This window comes from Flavicella sp. (assembly GCF_029238425.1).
Classification (GTDB): Bacteria; Bacteroidota; Bacteroidia; order Flavobacteriales; family Flavobacteriaceae; genus Flavicella.
Map to the genome: position 1 here is coordinate 12,152 of NZ_JAQWGB010000032.1, position 20,212 is coordinate 32,363.

The 20,212-nt window shown below is 35.2% G+C and carries 17 protein-coding genes and 3 tRNA genes; 14 read left to right on the forward strand and 6 right to left on the reverse strand.

Translation table 11 applies throughout. The annotated features are described in order from the left end of the window. The first annotated feature begins 41 nt into the window (after window positions 1-41). The 13 genes from P8H68_RS02150 (at window position 42) to P8H68_RS02210 (ending at window position 13,226) form a co-directional block, all read left to right on the forward strand. Window positions 42-114 (forward strand) — tRNA-Gly (locus P8H68_RS02150). A 15-nt stretch (window positions 115-129) separates the two neighbouring features. Continuing rightward, window positions 130-201, forward strand: a tRNA-Thr gene (locus tag P8H68_RS02155). A 63-nt stretch (window positions 202-264) separates the two neighbouring features. Next, window positions 265-1,449 carry an elongation factor Tu gene (gene tuf / locus P8H68_RS02160; protein WP_300321037.1) on the forward strand — a complete coding sequence of 395 codons (1,185 nt, stop codon included), beginning with the start codon at window positions 265-267 and terminating at the stop codon, window positions 1,447-1,449. A gap of 57 nt (window positions 1,450-1,506) precedes the next feature. Continuing rightward, window positions 1,507-1,579: transfer RNA gene (locus P8H68_RS02165), tRNA-Trp, on the forward strand. Between the two features lie 19 nt (window positions 1,580-1,598). Next, window positions 1,599-1,790: a preprotein translocase subunit SecE gene (gene secE / locus P8H68_RS02170; protein ID WP_300321041.1), complete on the forward strand. Its 192-nt coding sequence runs from the start codon at window positions 1,599-1,601 to the stop codon at window positions 1,788-1,790. 5 nt (window positions 1,791-1,795) lie between these two features. Beyond that, on the forward strand, window positions 1,796-2,347 hold the full coding sequence (gene nusG, locus P8H68_RS02175; RefSeq protein WP_300321044.1) for a transcription termination/antitermination protein NusG: 552 nt from the start codon (window positions 1,796-1,798) through the stop codon (window positions 2,345-2,347). A 63-nt stretch (window positions 2,348-2,410) separates the two neighbouring features. Continuing rightward, entirely contained in the window at window positions 2,411-2,848 is a 438-nt protein-coding gene (rplK, locus tag P8H68_RS02180; RefSeq protein WP_300321047.1) for a 50S ribosomal protein L11, read from the forward strand. A gap of 10 nt (window positions 2,849-2,858) precedes the next feature. Then, the gene (gene rplA / locus P8H68_RS02185; RefSeq protein WP_300321050.1) at window positions 2,859-3,548 is read left to right on the forward strand and encodes a 50S ribosomal protein L1; all 690 of its coding nucleotides are present in this window, start codon (window positions 2,859-2,861) and stop codon (window positions 3,546-3,548) included. Between the two features lie 21 nt (window positions 3,549-3,569). Then, window positions 3,570-4,085: a 50S ribosomal protein L10 gene (rplJ, locus tag P8H68_RS02190; RefSeq protein ID WP_300321051.1), complete on the forward strand. Its 516-nt coding sequence runs from the start codon at window positions 3,570-3,572 to the stop codon at window positions 4,083-4,085. A gap of 48 nt (window positions 4,086-4,133) precedes the next feature. Continuing rightward, window positions 4,134-4,508: a 50S ribosomal protein L7/L12 gene (gene rplL, locus P8H68_RS02195; protein WP_300321053.1), complete on the forward strand. Its 375-nt coding sequence runs from the start codon at window positions 4,134-4,136 to the stop codon at window positions 4,506-4,508. A gap of 124 nt (window positions 4,509-4,632) precedes the next feature. Further along, window positions 4,633-8,448: a DNA-directed RNA polymerase subunit beta gene (rpoB, locus tag P8H68_RS02200; RefSeq protein WP_300321055.1), complete on the forward strand. Its 3,816-nt coding sequence runs from the start codon at window positions 4,633-4,635 to the stop codon at window positions 8,446-8,448. A 95-nt stretch (window positions 8,449-8,543) separates the two neighbouring features. After that, the gene (gene rpoC / locus P8H68_RS02205) at window positions 8,544-12,821 is read left to right on the forward strand and encodes a DNA-directed RNA polymerase subunit beta' (protein WP_300321058.1); all 4,278 of its coding nucleotides are present in this window, start codon (window positions 8,544-8,546) and stop codon (window positions 12,819-12,821) included. A 93-nt stretch (window positions 12,822-12,914) separates the two neighbouring features. Further along, on the forward strand, window positions 12,915-13,226 hold the full coding sequence (locus P8H68_RS02210; RefSeq protein WP_300321061.1) for a DUF3467 domain-containing protein: 312 nt from the start codon (window positions 12,915-12,917) through the stop codon (window positions 13,224-13,226). 57 nt (window positions 13,227-13,283) lie between these two features. Here P8H68_RS02210 and P8H68_RS02215 read toward each other — a convergent pair whose 3' ends face one another. Beyond that, a complete protein-coding gene (locus P8H68_RS02215; RefSeq protein ID WP_300321064.1) occupies window positions 13,284-14,021 on the reverse strand; it encodes a hypothetical protein in 738 nt (245 codons plus the stop codon). Between the two features lie 3 nt (window positions 14,022-14,024). Next, the gene (locus P8H68_RS02220) at window positions 14,025-14,537 is read right to left on the reverse strand and encodes a hypothetical protein (protein ID WP_300321066.1); all 513 of its coding nucleotides are present in this window, start codon (window positions 14,535-14,537) and stop codon (window positions 14,025-14,027) included. Between the two features lie 237 nt (window positions 14,538-14,774). On the opposite strand from P8H68_RS02220, the gene ettA reads away from it, so the two are divergent. After that, window positions 14,775-16,466, forward strand: coding sequence for an energy-dependent translational throttle protein EttA (gene ettA / locus P8H68_RS02225; RefSeq protein WP_300321068.1), 1,692 nt, complete (start codon window positions 14,775-14,777; stop codon window positions 16,464-16,466). 40 nt (window positions 16,467-16,506) lie between these two features. On the opposite strand, the gene P8H68_RS02230 is transcribed toward ettA, so the two are convergent. The 4 genes from P8H68_RS02230 to dapB form a co-directional block, all read right to left on the reverse strand. Next, entirely contained in the window at window positions 16,507-17,082 is a 576-nt protein-coding gene (locus P8H68_RS02230; protein WP_300321071.1) for a Crp/Fnr family transcriptional regulator, read from the reverse strand. Window positions 17,083-17,188: 106 nt separating this feature from the next. Next, complete coding sequence (locus tag P8H68_RS02235; RefSeq protein WP_300321073.1) at window positions 17,189-17,806, reverse strand: WbqC family protein; 618 nt, start codon at window positions 17,804-17,806, stop codon at window positions 17,189-17,191. A 9-nt stretch (window positions 17,807-17,815) separates the two neighbouring features. Continuing rightward, the gene (gene lepB / locus P8H68_RS02240) at window positions 17,816-19,453 is read right to left on the reverse strand and encodes a signal peptidase I (protein ID WP_300321075.1); all 1,638 of its coding nucleotides are present in this window, start codon (window positions 19,451-19,453) and stop codon (window positions 17,816-17,818) included. Window positions 19,454-19,510: 57 nt separating this feature from the next. Further along, window positions 19,511-20,212 (reverse strand): 4-hydroxy-tetrahydrodipicolinate reductase, encoded by a 702-nt coding sequence (gene dapB / locus P8H68_RS02245; protein WP_300321077.1) that lies wholly within the window; start codon window positions 20,210-20,212, stop codon window positions 19,511-19,513.

The window sequence follows — 20,212 nt, forward strand, 5'->3', positions numbered from 1 at the left end:
ATTTTAGCAGAAATGCTAAAAGGGAATTTGATAATTAGAATGCGAAAGTAGCTCAGTTGGTAGAGCGTCAGCCTTCCAAGCTGAATGTCGCCGGTTCGAACCCGGTCTTTCGCTCTATGTCAAATCTTGGCCGGTGTAGCTCAGAGGTAGAGCGTTTCCTTGGTAAGGAAGAGGTCACGGGTTCAATTCCCGTCATTGGCTCAAAGAAAAAATATAAGAGTATAATAAAATAAGTATATAAACTAAGAATTAAAATTAATAATCATGGCTAAGGAAACTTTTGACCGCTCGAAACCACATTTAAATATTGGTACAATTGGGCACGTAGATCACGGTAAAACTACATTAACTGCTGCTATTACAACTGTATTAGCTGCTGCTGGACTTTCAGAAGTGAAAGATTTCGATCAAATTGATAATGCTCCGGAAGAAAAAGAAAGAGGTATTACAATTAACACATCTCACGTTGAGTATCAAACTGCTAATCGTCACTACGCTCACGTTGACTGTCCTGGTCACGCGGATTACGTAAAGAACATGGTTACTGGTGCTGCTCAGATGGATGGTGCAATTTTAGTTGTTGCTGCAACTGATGGACCAATGCCTCAAACTAGAGAGCACATCTTGTTAGGAAAACAAGTAGGAATTCCTAGAATTGTTGTTTTCATGAACAAAGTGGATTTAGTTGATGATGAAGAATTATTAGAATTAGTTGAGATGGAAGTAAGAGAATTGCTTTCTTTCTATGACTATGATGGTGATAATGGACCGGTAATCGCTGGATCTGCATTAGGTGGATTGAACGGAGATGCTAAATGGTCTGAAAAGATTATGGAATTAATGGACGCTTGTGATACTTGGATCCAAGAGCCATTAAGAGAAGTTGATAAAGATTTCTTAATGCCTATCGAGGATGTATTCTCTATTACAGGTCGTGGTACAGTAGCAACTGGACGTATCGAAACTGGAATCGCTAATACTGGAGATGCTGTTGATATCATTGGTATGGGTGCTGAGAAGTTAGCTTCTACAATTACTGGTATTGAAATGTTCCGTCAAATCTTAGATAGAGGTGAGGCTGGAGATAATGCAGGTATCTTGTTAAGAGGTATTGCAAAAGAAGATATCAAAAGAGGAATGGTAATCTGTAAGCCAGGTTCTGTAACTCCACACGCTCAATTTAAAGCTGAGGTGTATGTATTGAAAAAAGAAGAAGGTGGACGTCATACTCCATTCCATAACAACTACCGTCCACAGTTCTACGTACGTACAACTGATGTAACAGGAACAATTAACTTGCCTGATGGAGTTGAAATGGTAATGCCAGGAGATAACTTGACAATTACTGTTGATTTACACCAACCAATTGCAATGAATGTTGGTTTACGTTTTGCAATCCGTGAAGGAGGTAGAACTGTAGGTGCAGGTCAGGTAACTGAAATCTTGTAAGAAATACAAAATAAGTTTATTCGGAGTGTTTTACTTTGTGTAGGACACTCCGTTTTTACGGGCGTAGCTCAGTTGGTAGAGCACTGGTCTCCAAAACCAGGTGTCGTGAGTTCGAGTCTCTCCGCCCGTGCAATTAAAAAGATAATAGAATGAGTGTTATAAATTATATCAAAGAATCATTTGAAGAATTGAATACCAATATGACTTGGTTGCCAAAAGCTGAAGCTCAGAAATCTACTGTTGTAGTAGCAATATTTACAATAATATTTGCGGTAGCAGTATTTGCTGTAGATTCAGTATTTCAAAATGGTTTGGATAGATTTTTTAACATGTTTAACTAAGACTGATGGCTGATTCTGTTAAAAAGTGGTACGTAGTTAGAGCTATTGGAGGACAAGAGAATAAAGTAAAGTCTTATATAGAAACAGAGATTTCTAGATTAGGACTTTCTGATTTTGTAGAACAAGTATTAGTTCCTACTGAAAAAGTTATTCAGATACGTAACGGGAAGAAAATAAATAAAGAAAGAATTTATTTTCCGGGTTACATTATGGTGGAAGCAAATTTAAGTGGTGAAGTTCCTCACGTAATCAAATCGGTAACAGGTGTTATTGGGTTTTTAGGTGAAACTAAAGGAGGTGAACCGGTTCCATTGAGAAAAAGTGAAATCAATAGAATGTTAGGTAGAGTTGATGAACTAGCGGTTCAAAACGAAAACGTGGCTATTCCTTATACGGTTGGAGAAACTGTAAAAGTTGTTGATGGACCGTTTAATGGTTTTGATGGTGTCATTGAAAACGTAAACGAAGAAAAGAGAAAATTAGAAGTAATGGTGAAGATTTTTGGAAGAAAAACACCATTAGAGTTAAGTTACATGCAAGTAGACAAGATCTCTTAATTGTAACACACAATATTATCTGTTACACATGGCTTCCACTATATGTAAATAAATAATTAGAAAATGGCAAAAGAAGTAAGTAAAGTAGTAAAATTACAAGTACGTGGGGGAGCGGCTAACCCGTCTCCACCAGTAGGTCCTGCTTTAGGTGCTGCCGGAGTTAACATCATGGAGTTCTGTAAGCAATTTAATGCTAGAACTCAGGATAAACAAGGAAAAGTATTACCTGTTGCAATTACTGTATACAAGGATAAGTCTTTTGATTTTGTAATCAAAACTCCTCCAGCAGCTGTTCAAATTTTAGAAGCAGCAAAAATTAAGAAAGGATCAGGTGAACCAAACCGTAACAAGGTTGCGAGTATCACTTGGGATCAAGCAAAAGCAATTGCAGAAGACAAAATGGCAGATTTAAATGCATTTACTATTGAGTCTGGAATGAAGATGATTGCGGGTACGGCTCGTTCTATGGGAATTACGATGAAAGGAGATGCTCCACAATAAACTTTAAGAAATGGCAAAATTAACAAAAAAGCAAAAAGAAGCTCAAGCTAAGGTAGACAGTTCTAAAGTATATTCTTTATCAGAAGCATCTGCATTAGTGAAAGAGATTTCAACAGTAAACTTTGACGCATCAGTAGACTTAGCTATTCGTTTAGGAGTTGATCCTAGAAAAGCTAACCAAATGGTTCGTGGAGTTGTTACTTTACCACACGGTACAGGTAAAGATGTAAAAGTACTTGCATTAGTTACTCCAGATAAAGAAGCTGAAGCGAAAGAAGCAGGAGCGGATTATGTAGGATTAGATGAGTACTTACAAAAGATAAAAGGAGGTTGGACAGACGTTGATGTAATTATCACGATGCCAAGTGTTATGGGTAAATTGGGACCATTAGGACGTGTATTAGGACCTAGAGGTTTAATGCCTAACCCTAAAACAGGTACGGTAACTATGGATGTAGCAAAAGCTGTTACTGAAGTAAAAGCTGGTAAAATCGACTTTAAAGTTGATAAAACGGGAATTGTACATGCTGCAATTGGAAAAGTATCTTTTGATGCTGAGAAAATTGCTGATAACGCAAATGAATTAATTCAGACGCTTATTAAGATGAAACCAGTTGCTGCTAAAGGAACTTATATCAAAAGTAGTTACATGTCAAGTACAATGAGTACTGGATTGGCACTAGATATCAAATCAAATTAATAGGAAGTTAAATCGTAAATTATGACAAGAGAAGAAAAATCGCAAGTAATCGATGCTTTAACTGCCCAATTAACTGATAACAGTATCATTTATGTAGCTGATATTTCAGGTTTAAACGCAGAAGCTACTTCTAATTTAAGAAGAGCTTGTTTTAAAGCTGACGTAAAATTGGCTGTAGTTAAAAATACATTGCTTGCTAAGGCAATGGAAAATTCTTCAAAAGAATTTGGAGAATTGCCTTCAGCATTGAAAGGAAACTCATCTATTTTATTATCAGAAACTGGAAATGCTCCAGCGAAAATAATCAAAGAGTTTAGAAAAAAATCTGACAAACCAGTATTGAAAGGAGCTTACATCGAGGAAGCTGTTTACTTAGGAGATGATCAATTAGAGAATCTAGTAAACATCAAATCGAAAGAGGAGTTACTTGGAGATATTATTGGATTGTTACAATCGCCTGCTAAGAATGTTGTTTCAGCATTACAATCAGGAGGTCAAACACTTTCAGGTATCGTTAAGACGTTATCAGAAAGATAGAATACGCGCACAAATAAATTATTATAACACACATTAAAATTACACAAAATGGCAGAATTAAAAGATTTCGCAGAGCAGTTAGTTAACTTAACAGTAAAAGAAGTAAACGAATTAGCTACAATATTAAAAGATGAGTATGGTATCGAGCCAGCTGCAGCTGCAGTAGCAGTAGCAGGACCAGCAGCAGGAGGAGCAGACGCAGCAGAAGAAAAAACTGAGTTTGATGTAATCTTGAAATCTGCAGGAGCTTCTAAATTAGCAGTTGTAAAATTAGTTAAAGAATTAACTGGTTTAGGATTGAAAGAAGCTAAAGGAATCGTTGATAGTGCACCAGCACCAATCAAAGAAGGAATCGCTAAAGATGAGGCTGAAGGTCTTGTAAAATCTTTAGAAGAAGCTGGAGCTGAAGTAGAGCTTAAGTAAGCTTTTCACCCAACAATTAAATTAAGGTTTAGGTCAGAAGGAGTCTCCTTTTGATCTAGACCCTTTTTTGCATTTATATTTATTCTTTATTTATCACAGAATTTTAACTAAAATTTTTTCTCCTTTGGCAACGAAAAATAGTACTGAAAGAATAAACTTTGCGTCGGCAAAATTAGCTACGGACTATCCAGATTTCTTGGATATCCAGATCAAATCTTTCCAAGATTTTTTCCAGTTAAAAACAAAAGCAGATTCGCGAAGTGATGAAGGTTTGTATAAAACCTTCTTGGACAATTTCCCAATTACAGATACAAGAAATAACTTTGTATTAGAATTTTTAGACTACTTTGTAGATCCACCTAGATATTCTATTCAAGAGTGTATCGAAAGAGGTTTAACACACAGTGTACCTTTAAAAGCACGTTTAAAATTATATTGTACGGATCCTGAACATGAGGATTTCGAAACAATAGTACAAGATGTTTATTTAGGAACTATTCCTTACATGACTGACTCTGGTACTTTTGTTATCAATGGTGCAGAACGTGTGGTAGTATCTCAGTTACACCGTTCACCTGGTGTGTTCTTTGGGCAATCATTCCACGCAAATGGAACCAAGTTATACTCAGCAAGAGTTATTCCTTTTAAAGGATCTTGGATTGAATTTGCAACAGATATCAATCAAGTAATGTATGCTTATATTGATAGAAAGAAAAAATTACCAGTTACTACTTTATTCCGTGCAATCGGATTTGAAAGAGATAAAGATATTTTAGAGATTTTTGACCTTGCAGAAGAAGTAAAGGTTTCTAAAAGTGGTTTAAAGAAAATATTGGGTCGTAAATTAGCGGCTCGTGTATTGAAATCATGGCATGAGGATTTCGTTGATGAGGATACTGGTGAAGTAGTATCTATTGAAAGAAACGAGATTGTATTGGATAGAGATATTATTCTTGAGAAAGAGCATATCGAAGAAATTATTGACTCTGGGGCAAAGACTGTGTTATTGCATAAAGAGGATAATGAAATGGCAGATTATGCTATTATTCATAATACGCTTCAAAAAGATCCAACTAACTCTGAAAAAGAAGCTGTTGAGCATATTTACCGTCAATTGCGTAATGCTGAACCGCCTGATGAAGAGACTGCACGTGGAATTATTGACAAATTGTTCTTCTCAGAACAACGTTATAATTTAGGTGAAGTTGGTCGTTATAGAATGAACAAGAAGTTACAACTTGATGAAGCGTTAGACGCAAAAGTTTTAACTAAAAATGATATTATTACAATCGTAAAGTATTTGATTGAATTGATCAACTCTAAAGCAGAAGTTGATGATATTGATCACTTATCGAACCGTCGTGTAAGAACAGTTGGAGAGCAATTAGCTAGCCAATTTGGAGTAGGTTTATCAAGAATGGCTCGTACAATTCGTGAAAGAATGAATGTACGTGACAATGAGGTATTTACTCCTATTGATTTGATCAATGCAAAAACTTTATCTTCAGTGATAAATTCTTTCTTTGGAACAAACCAATTATCTCAATTTATGGATCAAACGAATCCATTAGCAGAGATTACACACAAACGTAGATTATCTGCCTTAGGACCAGGTGGTCTTTCAAGAGAAAGAGCAGGGTTTGAGGTGCGTGATGTACACTATACACACTACGGACGTTTATGTCCAATTGAAACTCCAGAGGGACCAAATATTGGTTTGATTTCATCTTTAGCAGTATATGCAAAAGTAAATCACCTTGGGTTTATTGAGACAGCTTATAGAGAGGTAAATGATGGTGTTGTAAACATCAAAGATGAGCCTATTTATTTAAGTGCGGAAGAAGAAGAAGGACATAAGTTTGCACAATCTAACTTACCGTTAGATAATGAAGGAAACTTTGTAGCTGAAAAAATTATTTCTAGAGAGGAAGCGGATTACCCAGTAGTTGCTCCAACAGAAGTAAGCTATATGGATGTATCTCCAAACCAGATTGCCTCTATTTCAGCATCTTTAATTCCTTTCTTGGAACATGATGATGCCAACCGTGCATTGATGGGATCGAATATGATGCGTCAAGCGGTACCATTATTACGTCCTGAAGCTCCTATTGTAGGAACAGGATTAGAGAGAAGAGTAGCAAAAGATTCTAGAATTTTAATCAACTCTGAAGGAGCTGGTGTGATTCAATATGTGGATTCTAATAAAATTACAATCAAGTACGATAGAACGGACGAAGAAAGACTTGTAAGTTTTGACACGGATGAGAAATCATACGATTTGATTAAGTTTAGAAAAACAAACCAAGGAACAAACATCAACTTGAAGCCTATTGTAAGAAAAGGTGATAGAGTAGAAGAAGGTCAAGTTCTTTGTGAAGGGTATGCTACACAAAAAGGAGAATTAGCTCTTGGTAGAAATATGAAAGTAGCCTTTATGCCTTGGAAAGGGTATAACTTTGAGGATGCGATTGTAATTTCAGAAAGAGTTGTAAGAGAAGATATATTTACTTCTATTCATATTGATGAGTATTCATTAGATGTAAGAGATACTAAATTAGGAAACGAAGAGTTGACTAATGATATCCCTAACGTTTCTGAAGAAGCTACAAAAGATTTGGATGAGAATGGTATGATTCGTATTGGTGCTGAAGTGAAGCCGGGAGATATCTTAATTGGTAAAATTACTCCAAAAGGTGAATCTGATCCAACACCAGAAGAAAAATTATTACGTGCTATTTTTGGTGATAAAGCAGGTGATGTAAAAGATGCATCATTAAAAGCTTCTCCATCATTAAGAGGGGTAGTAATTGATAAAAAATTATTCCAGAGAGCGGTAAAAGATAAATCTAAGAGAACTCGTGATAAGGAGGAAATTGCAAAATTAGAAAATGAATTTGCAGTTCAGTTTGAAGCGTTGAAAGATTCATTAATTGAAAAACTTTTCAACCTTGTTACTGGAAAAACTTCTCAGGGTGTACAAAATGATTTAGGTGAAGATGTATTCCCTAAAGGTAAAAAGTACACATTGAAAATGTTAAACTCTGTAAATGATTATACGCATTTAACGAAAGGATCTTGGACTACAGATGAAGCTTTAAATGATATGATTAGTGAGTTAATTCACAATTATAAAATTAAAGTAAGTGACTTACAAGGAATATTACGTCGTAGTAAATTTACGATCAGTGTAGGGGATGAGTTACCAGCAGGTATCTTAAAGCTTGCTAAAATTTATGTTGCTAAGAAACGTAAATTGAAAGTAGGAGATAAGATGGCGGGACGTCACGGAAATAAAGGTATTGTGGCTCGTATCGTAAGAGCTGAGGACATGCCATTCTTAGAAGACGGAACACCTGTAGATATTGTATTGAATCCATTAGGCGTACCTTCTCGTATGAATATTGGTCAGATTTATGAAACTGTATTAGGTTGGGCTGGTCAAAAACTAGGTCAAACATATGCAACACCAATTTTTGATGGTGCATCTTTAGATGAAATCAATGGATTGACTGATGAGGCAGGAGTACCAAGATTTGGACATACTTACTTGTATGATGGTGGAACAGGAATGCGTTTCGATCAACCAGCAACAGTTGGTGTTATTTATATGATCAAGTTAGGTCACATGATTGAGGACAAAATGCATGCTCGTTCAATCGGACCTTACTCATTAATTACGCAACAGCCACTTGGAGGTAAAGCTCAATTTGGAGGTCAACGTTTTGGAGAGATGGAAGTATGGGCATTAGAGGCATATGGTGCTTCTAGTATCTTGAGAGAAATCTTAACAGTTAAATCTGATGATGTAATGGGAAGAGCTAAAACTTACGAGGCTATCGTAAAAGGAGAGCAAATGCCAGAGCCAGGTTTACCTGAATCATTTAACGTATTAATGCATGAACTGAAAGGTTTAGGATTAGACGTTAGATTAGAGGACTAAATATTATCGGCTAGTAAAAAGAAATATTTGCTAGCCATTATATAAAGTCAGATCGGGAAAATAATATTTACATTTTAAATTCGAATCCATTTACCATGGCAAGAAAAGAAGATAAATACACTGTAAAAAAATTCAGTAAAATATCAATTGGTTTATCATCTCCAGAGTCTATCTTAGATATCTCAAAAGGAGAGGTGTTAAAGCCAGAAACAATAAATTACCGTACACACAAACCAGAAAGAGATGGTTTATTTTGTGAGCGTATTTTTGGTCCTATCAAGGATTTTGAATGTGCTTGTGGAAAATACAAAAGAATCCGTTATAAAGGAATCGTTTGTGACCGTTGTGGTGTTGAAGTAACGGAGAAAAAAGTACGTAGAGACAGAGTTGGACATATCAATTTAGTGGTTCCTATTGCTCATATCTGGTACTTTAGATCATTACCTAACAAGATGGGTTACCTTTTAGGTTTGCCTTCTAAAAAGTTAGATATGATCATTTACTACGAGCGTTACGTAGTAATTCAAGCAGGTGCTGCTTCTAATTTAGATGGAACTCCATTGAATAAAATGGACTTCTTAACAGAGGAAGAGTATTTGGATATATTGGAAACAATTCCAATGGAAAACAGATATCTTGATGATTCAGATCCAGAAAAGTTCATCGCTAAGATGGGAGCTGAATGTTTGATTGATTTGTTAGACCGTATTGATTTAGATGGTTTATCATATGAATTACGTCATAAAGCAAATACTGAAACTTCTAAACAACGTAAAACAGAGGCTTTAAAGCGTTTGAATGTTGTAGAAGCGTTTAGAGATTCTGCTAAAAATAGAGAAAACAATCCAGCATGGATGATTATGAAGGCGATTCCAGTAATACCGCCAGAATTACGTCCGTTGGTTCCTTTAGATGGTGGTCGTTTTGCGACTTCTGATTTGAATGATTTATACCGTAGAGTAATTATTCGTAACAACCGTTTGAAACGTTTGATGGAAATTCAAGCGCCAGAGGTTATTTTACGTAATGAAAAACGTATGTTGCAAGAATCTGTGGATTCATTATTTGACAATACACGTAAAGCTTCTGCTGTAAAGACTGAGTCTAACAGGCCATTAAAATCTTTATCAGATTCATTAAAAGGTAAACAAGGTCGTTTCCGTCAAAACTTATTAGGAAAGCGTGTTGATTATTCTGCGCGTTCTGTAATTGTTGTTGGACCAGAAATGAAATTGTCTGAATGTGGATTGCCAAAAGATATGGCAGCAGAATTATACAAGCCTTTCGTAATCCGTAAGTTGATTGAAAGAGGAATTGTTAAGACTGTAAAATCTGCAAAGAAAATTATAGATAAAAAAGAGCCTGTAGTTTGGGATATTTTGGAGAATGTTTTAAAAGGACATCCAGTATTGCTAAACCGTGCACCTACGTTGCACCGTTTGGGAATCCAAGCTTTCCAACCTAAATTAATTGAAGGTAAAGCAATTCAATTGCACCCATTAGCCTGTGCGGCCTTTAATGCCGATTTTGATGGGGATCAGATGGCCGTTCACTTGCCATTAGGACCTGAAGCTATTTTAGAAGCTCAGATGTTATTATTAGCATCACACAATATTTTGAATCCAGCCAATGGTGCTCCAGTAACTGTACCTTCTCAGGATATGGTACTTGGATTGTACTATATGACGAAAGAGAGAATTTCAACTCCTGAAGTGCCTATTAAAGGTGAAGGTTTGACTTTCTACTCTCCGGAAGAAGTGAACATTGCTTATAACGAAGGGCAAGTAAACTTAAATGCTGGAATTAGTGTAAGAACTCAAGACATTGATGAAAATGGTGATCAGGTAACTAAAATTATTAAAACTACTGTTGGTAGAGTTTTAATTAATGAAGTAGTACCTGCAAAAGCTGGATACATTAATGAAGTATTGACTAAAAAGAATTTAAGAGATATTATTGGTGGAATTTTAAAAGCTACTGATATTCCTACAACAGGAAAATTCTTAGATGATATCAAAACAATGGGATTCACCTTTGCATTCCAAGGTGGACTATCATTTAGTTTAGGAGATATTATTATCCCTGCTGAAAAACAAGGCATGATTGATGCTGCGAATGAAGAAGTGGATGTAATTATGGCGAACTATAACATGGGTATGCTAACGAACAAAGAGCGTTACAACCAAGTTATTGATATTTGGGGATCAACGAACAACCGTTTGACTGAATTGTCAATGAAACGTTTGAGAGAAGATCAACAAGGATTTAACTCAGTATACATGATGCTTGATTCTGGAGCCCGTGGATCGAAAGAGCAAATTCGTCAGTTAACAGGAATGCGTGGATTGATGGCGAAGCCTAAAAAATCTACAGCTTCTGGTGGAGAAATTATTGAAAACCCGATTCTTTCTAACTTTAAGGAAGGTCTATCAATTTTGGAATACTTTATCTCAACTCACGGTGCGCGTAAAGGACTTGCCGATACTGCCTTGAAAACGGCAGATGCTGGTTACTTAACACGTCGTTTGGTTGATGTATCTCAAGATGTTATTATCAATGAGGATGATTGTGGTACATTAAGAGGATTGGAAGTTGCTCCACTGAAGAAAAATGATGAAATCGTTGAATCATTAAGCGAAAGAATTGTTGGACGTTTCACGTTGCACGATGTACTTCACCCAGTAACTAAAGAGGTTATTTTAGGTGCTTCAACATTGATTTCTGATGAATTAGCTAAAGAAATTGAATTGTCTGGTGTTGATTCTGTGGAAGTAAGATCTCCATTGACTTGTGAAGCTAAAACAGGTATCTGTGCTAGTTGTTACGGTCAAAGTTTATCAACTCGTACAATGGTTCAAAGAGGAGAGTCTGTTGGTGTAATTGCAGCACAGTCTATTGGAGAGCCTGGTACTCAGTTAACATTGAGAACATTCCACGTTGGTGGGGTTGCCGGAAATATTTCTGAGGACAACAAGTTGATCGCTAAGTTTGACGGTAAAATAGAAATTGAAGATCTTGATACTGTAAGAGGTGATGATGGACAAGGTAACTTGGTTGATATCGTAATTTCTAGAACTTCTGAAATTAAAATTGTTGATGAAGTAACTGGATTGGTATTGAGTTCAAACAATATTCCTTATGGTTCTCATGTTTTCGTAAAAGGAAAGAAGAAGATCAAAAAAGGAGAAGTTGTTTGTCAATGGGATGCCTTTAACGGTACAATTGTTTCTAAGTTTGGTGGTAAAATCGTCTTTGACAATGTTGAAAGAGGAATTAACTACACGGTAGAAGTTGATGAGCAAACAGGATTCCAAGAGAAAGTAATTACTGAATCTAAAAATAAGAAAATCATTCCTGCATTGATTATTGAAGGTGAAGATGGAGAAATATTGCGTTCTTACAGTTTACCTTTAGGGTCTCACTTAATGGTGGACAACGGTGATGTAGTTGAGGCTGGTAAGGTCTTAGTTAAAATTCCTCGTAAATCTGGTAAAGCAGGGGATATTACAGGAGGTTTACCTCGTGTAACTGAATTATTTGAAGCACGTAACCCTTCAAACCCAGCAGTGGTTGCTGAAACGGATGGTGTTGTTTCTTTCGGTAAAATTAAGCGTGGTAACCGTGAGATTATCGTTGAATCTAAATTAGGGGATATTAAAAAGTACTTAGTAAAGCTTTCTAATCAAATCCTAGTGCAAGAGAATGACTTTATCAAAGCAGGTATGCCATTATCAGACGGAGCTACAACTCCTAATGATATTCTTAAAATTCAAGGACCAGCAAAAGTACAAGAGTACTTGGTAAATGAAATTCAAGAAGTATACCGTTTACAAGGGGTAAAAATTAATGACAAGCATTTTGAAGTAGTTGTACGTCAAATGATGCGAAAAGTTAGAATTATTGATTCTGGAGATACATTATTCTTGGAGAATGCATTGGTTCATAAAAATGACTTTATCGAGCAAAATGATGCGATTTACGGTATGCAAGTTGTTGAAGAAGTTGGAGGCTCTGAAGAGTTGAAAGCTGGACAAATTATTTCTGCTCGTAAACTTAGAGATGAGAATTCTTTATTACGTCGTGAAGACAAAGACTTAGTAGTAGCAAGAGAGGCTAGACCTGCAACCGCAGAGCAAATCTTACAAGGTATTACTAGAGCTTCGTTACAGACTAAATCATTCATCTCTGCAGCTTCTTTCCAGGAAACTACAAAAGTATTGAATGAGGCTGCTGTAAGTGGTAAAGTTGATAACTTAGAAGGATTGAAAGAAAATGTTATTGTTGGTAAGAGAATTCCTGCCGGTACAGGTATGCGTTCTTACAATAACTTAATCGTTGGTCCTAAAGAGGAAATCGAAGAAAGTTTGAATTAAGATTAACCTAGTTAATTTTTAAATATACTAAGATTGGTTCACGAGAAATTGTGAACCAATCTTTTTTTGAAATAGTTTTTATATCTTTAACTTATGAATGAAGAACAGAAAAAAGACGGACAATTGAATATTGAATTGGATGAGAAAGTAGCGGAAGGAACTTATTCTAACCTCGCAATTATCAATCATTCGGTATCGGAATTTATAGTAGATTTTATCAATGTAATGCCAGGAACTCCCAAGGCAAAAGTAAAATCAAGAATTATTTTAACACCTGAGCATGCAAAAAGGTTGACCAAAGCTTTAGCTGAGAATATCAAAAGATTTGAAGCAGCGAATGGAAAAATTAATGAACCTGAAGAAACGCCGATTCCAATGAATTTTGGACCAACTGGCCAAGCATAAAAATCATTTATGATATTGAAAAGGGATTATTTAAGAATAATCCCTTTTTCTTTTTTATCAAAATTGTATAGAGCTATAATGTTCAATTGCTGCCATGTTATTTGAGTTTAATTTGTATTGATGTAGACTTTCAGAACCTATGGCAATTAATAGGTCATTGGAGATAATAACGTCAAATGCTTCTTTATTAATACTGGTGACTAAAATTGAGTTTTGAGGATCTGAAATATCAAATATTTTTATCTCATCATCGCAAACAATTAGGTAGTTATGATATAAACCTAAACCTTTCGGAGCTGATAAGTTTCTTGTGTTTATGAGTATCGGTTCCGTAACGGTTGTGACATCATAGACTTCTAATGTATTGATGTTATTGCCACAGAACGAATTTGAATGTAACGTGACATAAGCATGCGTGTCATTTGCTACTACAGGATCACATGCTGTAAAATGTTCTACACTTGAAAGCTTTTCAGGAAACTCTGGGTTTGTGACTCCATAAATGAACATTCCGTTTTGAGAACCTATATATAAATAGTCTTTGTGTCCAAATAGGGTTTCAATATCAAAACCGATGAATACCGTATTTACTAGTGTTGGATTTTTGGGATCAACGATGCTAAAAACATTTAAATCGTTGTCGTCTACGGTATATAAATAATCTCCTTTTAGGGCAAAAGTCGCTAATGAACCTCCTTGGCCATCATTGCTCTGTTCATTCGCCCCAACCGAATCTTGATCGCTAGAGCAGGCAAAAAATAAGAGGGTAGTAATAAGTAAAATATAATTTTTCATTTGTTAGTTTTTTAATTTCCAATCAACTACTATTTCATCGTCGTTTATGCCGTATTCGTGATAGCCATCAGGTGAATAAAGTTCAGGGAATACGTTTTTTATCCTTTTTGCAACCGTCATACTTTGTTCAGAAAAGAGATATTCTAAGCTGATTAAATCAGTAGCTTGGTTCACAAAAATTATATTATTACCAATGGCCATATCTGTAGCTCCAGGAATGTTGATGAAATTTATTTTTTTAGGAGTCTCAGGGTTCGTATTATCATATACATGAAATCCCTTGTATTTGTCATTAATGAATAGGAGATTATCCTTGATATATATTTTGCCAGCATTTTCTATTAAAGTTTTAGGCTCTAACAATTGTACTGTGCTTTCAAAAACTTCTCGTTGAAGAGTTATGGCTTGATATTCCGATTCTCTAAATGGTGCGGTACAACAAGGTTCTTCTATCTGCCAACAAGAATTTAAAGTGAGGACTAACATCAGTAATCCCATTAACTTTAGGTTTTTCATAGTTTTTAATTTATTTAGAATAAATATAAACAATATTGTTTTGAAAAAAATAATACAATGTTATAAGAATGTTAGCTATTCACTATAGATAATCCTGCTGTTGCTGAAGATTTATTTTCAAGGAGTAACAGCAAACTTTCGTTCAATTTTACGATATTTGTATACCTTAATTTTTAGCTTCAATTGAATTTCATTTGAATGGGTTAAGAAAAAAATAACAAGTAAAAAACACATTATATGTCAGACGATAAAAAAGTCATTTTTTCCATGTCAGGGTTAAGTAAAACTTACCAAAGTACAGGAAAACAAGTATTAAAAAATATTCACTTAAGTTTTTTCTATGGTGCCAAGATTGGTATTTTAGGTTTGAATGGATCAGGTAAATCTTCTCTATTAAAAATTATTGCAGGTGTAGATAAAAATTACCAAGGAGATATTAATTTTTTACCTGGGTATTCTGTTGGTTTCTTGGAGCAGGAGCCAATTTTAGATGAAACAAAGACTGTATTAGACATCGTTAAAGAAGGAGTTGCAGAAACAGTAGCTGTTTTAGATGAATACAATAAAATCAATGATCAATTCGGGTTAGAAGAAGTGTATTCTGATGCTGATAAGATGGAACAATTGATGAACCGTCAGGCAGAGTTACAAGATCAAATAGATGCTTCTGATGCTTGGGAATTAGATACTAAGTTGGAGATAGCTATGGATGCCTTGCGTACTCCAGAGCCGGATAAATTAATTTCTGTATTATCGGGAGGTGAAAGACGTAGAGTTGCGTTATGTCGTTTGTTATTGCAACAGCCTGATATATTGTTACTAGATGAGCCTACCAACCACTTGGATGCAGAATCTGTACATTGGTTAGAGCATCATTTAGCTCAATACAAAGGAACCGTGATTGCAGTAACGCATGATAGATACTTTTTGGATAATATTGCAGGTTGGATTTTAGAATTGGATCGTGGAGAAGGTATTCCATGGAAAGGAAATTATTCTTCATGGTTAGATCAGAAATCGCAGCGTATGGCTCAAGAAGACAAGACCGCTTCTAAACGTCAGAAGACATTGGAACGTGAGCTTGACTGGGTTCGCCAAGGAGCAAAAGGGCGTCAATCTAAATCTAAAGCGCGTTTGGCGAGTTATGATAAATTGATGAACGAAGATCAAAAAGTAAAAGAAGAAAAGCTTGAGATATACATTCCAAATGGTCCTCGTTTGGGAAGCAATGTAATTGACGCAAAAGGTGTGTCAAAAGCTTTTGGCGATAAATTACTGTATGACAATTTAGAGTTTAGTTTGCCACCCAATGGAATTGTTGGTATTATTGGACCGAATGGAGCTGGTAAAACAACGATCTTTAGAATGATCATGGGAGAAGAAAAAGCCGATGGAGGTGAATTTACTGTTGGAGAAACTGCAAAGATTGCTTACGTAGATCAATCTCATGCTGATATTGATCCAGAGCGTTCGATTTGGGCAAACTTTGCTGATGAGCAAGATTTGGTTATGATGGGAGGAAAAATGGTGAATTCTAGAGCTTATTTGAGTCGTTTCAACTTTAGTGGATCTGAGCAAAATAAAAAGGTAAATACCTTATCGGGTGGTGAGCGTAATAGGCTTCATTTGGCTATGACGCTTAAAGAAGAAGGGAATGTTTTACTTTTGGATGAGCCTACGAATGATTTAGATGTAAACACACTAAGAGCCTTAGAAGAAGGATTAGATAACTTTGCGGGTTGTGCCGTAGTAATATCGCATGATAGATGGTTCTTGGATAGAGTATGTACTCATATATTAGCCTTTGAGGGAGACTCTCAGGTTTATTTCTTTGAAGGAAGTTTTTCTGAATATGAAGAGAATAAAAAGAAACGTTTGGGTGGTGACTTGATGCCTAAGCGAATCAAGTATAAAAAGTTGATAAGATAACTTATAAAAAAAGCCGTTACATTTAGTAACGGCTTTTTTATTATTTGCTATATAGTTTTTTTCTAATTCTACTCAACTGAATCGGCGTGATACCCAATCTTGAGGCGATATGATATTGGTTGATTAAATTATCGATATTTGGAATTCTTTTTTGAAGAATTAAATAACGTTGTGTAGCATTTAAAGTCAACAATTCATCATTTGTTTTTTGTAAATGAGCATAGTGTAATTCTACAGTTCTAGTATACCAAGCAGCGATTTCTTGGTTCTCCTTACATTTTTGAACAAGTACATTATAATTGATTCTAAGGACAGTACAGTCTGTCAAACATTGACAAGCAATCTTACTTGGCAGTCTTGTAATTAAAGCTTCAGTGGCTGCTAAAATGTTGTATGTGCTAATTAGTGATCGAATGTATTCAACGCCTTTTTCGGTTTCGCTATAAGAACGTGCTACTCCAGTTTGAATAAAGTAAAGATGATCCGGAACAGTCCCAATTTCAGTCAATACTGTACCCGCTTTATATGTTTTCTCCTCACACATATCCATATATATCCGAAAAGACTCCTCAGATAGTGGAGATATGTTGTTCATGAATTGATGTAATTCGTTCATTCGTAAATCTTTAGGGTTGATTCTGATAACATTTGTTAATTTATAAATATATAGAAAAATTATAATATTTATTAATAAACAAGCTGTTGTTTTACAAAAGCTTAACCTACGGATTCATTTTGTTTATGGATAGCAGATATTTATAAGAAGCTGGTCCTTCCATAAATAGTAAATCAAGAATACTTAAATTGTTTTGAAATCCATGTTTGCCATCAAACATTTGTATGTAGGCAGGGAATTTCCAAGTCAAGTTTTGTTTTGCATTGGCTAAATATCGGTAATCGTTATCTTGTTCCTCAAAATTGAAATGCGATGTTTTAGTATACAATGTATCTTCTTGAAGTGCGTCCATAATAAAATTATGAAAAGCAATATTTAATTCAATAAGGTACTTGTATTCTTTTTTAAAGATGTCAATTATATCTGCCTCATAGAATTCATAATATGGGGAAGATCGATATGCAGCTTGCAGGGATTTGATATGATTGTCATACCACCTTGAACCATCATAGTCAATCTCAATATCCTTAGTTTTTCTGGAAGAGGTACCATGCTTCACAGGGATATTGAGAAGTTGCTTACCATTTGGACCACCGATATAACATCTATTTCGATAGGTTTGTTTTTGGTAATTGTCTTCGAATTCAAATGCAATGTGCTTCTCTCCATATATAGCAGCATATTGCGAAATAGGAGAGAAGTATGTAGGCTGAAAGAGTTTCATTGAATCTCTTTATGATTTTCTTTTTTTGTATTGCCCATAGCCAATATAAAGAACAAGAAGACCAAGGAAATAATAGAAATAAGATTTCAAAGGGCCTTCACCATGAACTGTTGTAAATAGTCTTTCCCATCTGATTTTATCCAACCCTTTTCCGTAGGTATCCCAGCTAAACCATACAAAAACAGGTTTCCCTACAACATGATCAAAAGGAACATATCCCCAATATCTAGAATCTTCTGAATTATGACGGTTGTCTCCCATCATCCAATAATAGTTTTGCTTGAAAGTATAGGAAGTTACTTTTTGGCCATTTATAAAAATAGAATTCCCTTCAACAGCAAGTGTGTTGTGCTCATACTCCGTAATTATTTTTTTATAGAAAGGTAAAGATTGTATATCTAAAGAAACCGTTTTACCTTCTTCAGGGATATAAATAGGTCCCATATTATCTTTGTTCCAATTCATCTGCATCGAAGGGAATACACCTTCAGCTTCTCCTTTTGGCTGAATGTTTCTTGAGACACTTTTGATTTGTTTGTTCTTTTTCAATTTAGACGCATTTTTTTCGTCTAAATTTAACAAGTACTTTCTATTCTGAAGATAGTCTTTTCCAAATTTGTTATACAATTGCTTTTCATAAGCCAAGGGTAAAACATATTCTTTATAAGTAGTTCTTGCTTCCCCAGGACGAACATGATAGGTGTTGTAAATCATGTTATCACTCATGTTTTTTCCATCAGTATCTACAGTATAATAGAATTGTGGTTTGGCACGTTCAGGTAAAATAGAACGTTCTCCATTGATAAAGATATGACCATCTCTGATTTCTAAGGAATCTCCAGCGATACCAACACAACGTTTTACATAGTTTGATTTTTTATCGATTGGTTTTGCAAACTTCCTGTCCTGAGTAAAAAATTGTCTTACCGTATCAGCAGGCCAGTTAAAAACAACAATTTCATTTCTTTTGATATCTTGAAATCCAGGTAGCCTAAAATAAGGTAACTGGAATTTATTTAAGAAGGAATTTTTGTCATTAGGGTCATCATTATACACATAAGATTTTTTCTTTACAAAAGGCAAAGTATCATGAACCATTGGTGCGGCAATCAAAGATGTTGGTGTTTTCGCTCCATAATGGAATTTACTTACAAATAAGAAGTCACCTACTAACAAAGATTTCTCTAAAGAAGAAGTAGGAATCGTATAAGGTTGCATCACATAGGTATGTACTAATGTAGCGGCTACTATAGCGAAAAGAATAGAACTAGTCCATTCTCCAACTTCTGTTTTCGGAGTAAGACTTCGGTCTTCGATATAAGTTACATCGGCAGCATAGTTTAAATAGTAGGCATAGAATCCTAAACTAAATATACTTAGCACAGTGTCAATAGTACTGTTTTTACCAAAACTTCTAGATGTTTCTACCCATACTACCGGAAACATAATTAAGTTAATAACCGGTATAAAAAGTAAAATCACCCACCATTTAGGTCGATTTATAATTTGCATTAAAACGATTCCGTTATAAATAGGAACTATCGCTTCCCAAGGTTTTCGTCCTGCTTTTTGGTATAATTTCCATGTTCCTAAAAAGTGAATTCCTTGAATTACAAGGATTACCACTAGCCATGCCGTAAAAGTCATATGTTAGTTTTTTTTCAAAGGTGCTTAAATATTCGGAGTTAGTTTGTTATTGGACTGTTAAATTCCTAAAACATCTTTCATAGAAAAGACTCCTTTTTTTCCAATAATCCATTCAGCTGCAACAACTGCTCCCAAAGCAAATCCTTGTCTGTTGTGTGCAGTATGTTTGATGTCTATTTTATCTACAATGGAATCATACGTAATTAAGTGCGTTCCTGGTACTTCAGGACTTCTTATTGCAGAAATAGGAATGCTGTTTTCTTGAGTTGCTTTGTCCAATTCCCATTGTGTGTTTTTCGTATGCTCTATTACGCCTTCCGCTAAAGTTATTGCTGTTCCACTTGGCTCATCTAATTTCTGTTTGTGATGAATCTCTTCCATAGAAACATTGTATTGATCTAAATTAGACATCATTTTGGCCAATTGTTGATTCAATTCAAAAAAGATATTTACACCTAGACTGTAATTAGATGCATAAATAAACGCACCTTCTTTTTCAGCACATAAGTTTTTCATTTCTTCAAAGCTGTCTAACCAACCTGTAGTTCCAGAAATAATAGGAACTTGATTATTCAAACAGTTACTGATATTTGATACTGCAGAATCTGGAATACTGAAGTCAATAGCTACGTCAGCGACAGAGATATCATATTCAGGACTGTCTTTGTCGATTGTTAATACTATTTCATGTCCTCTGTCCAAAGCAATTTTTTCAATTGTTTGTCCCATTTTTCCGTATCCTAATAAAGCTATTTTCAT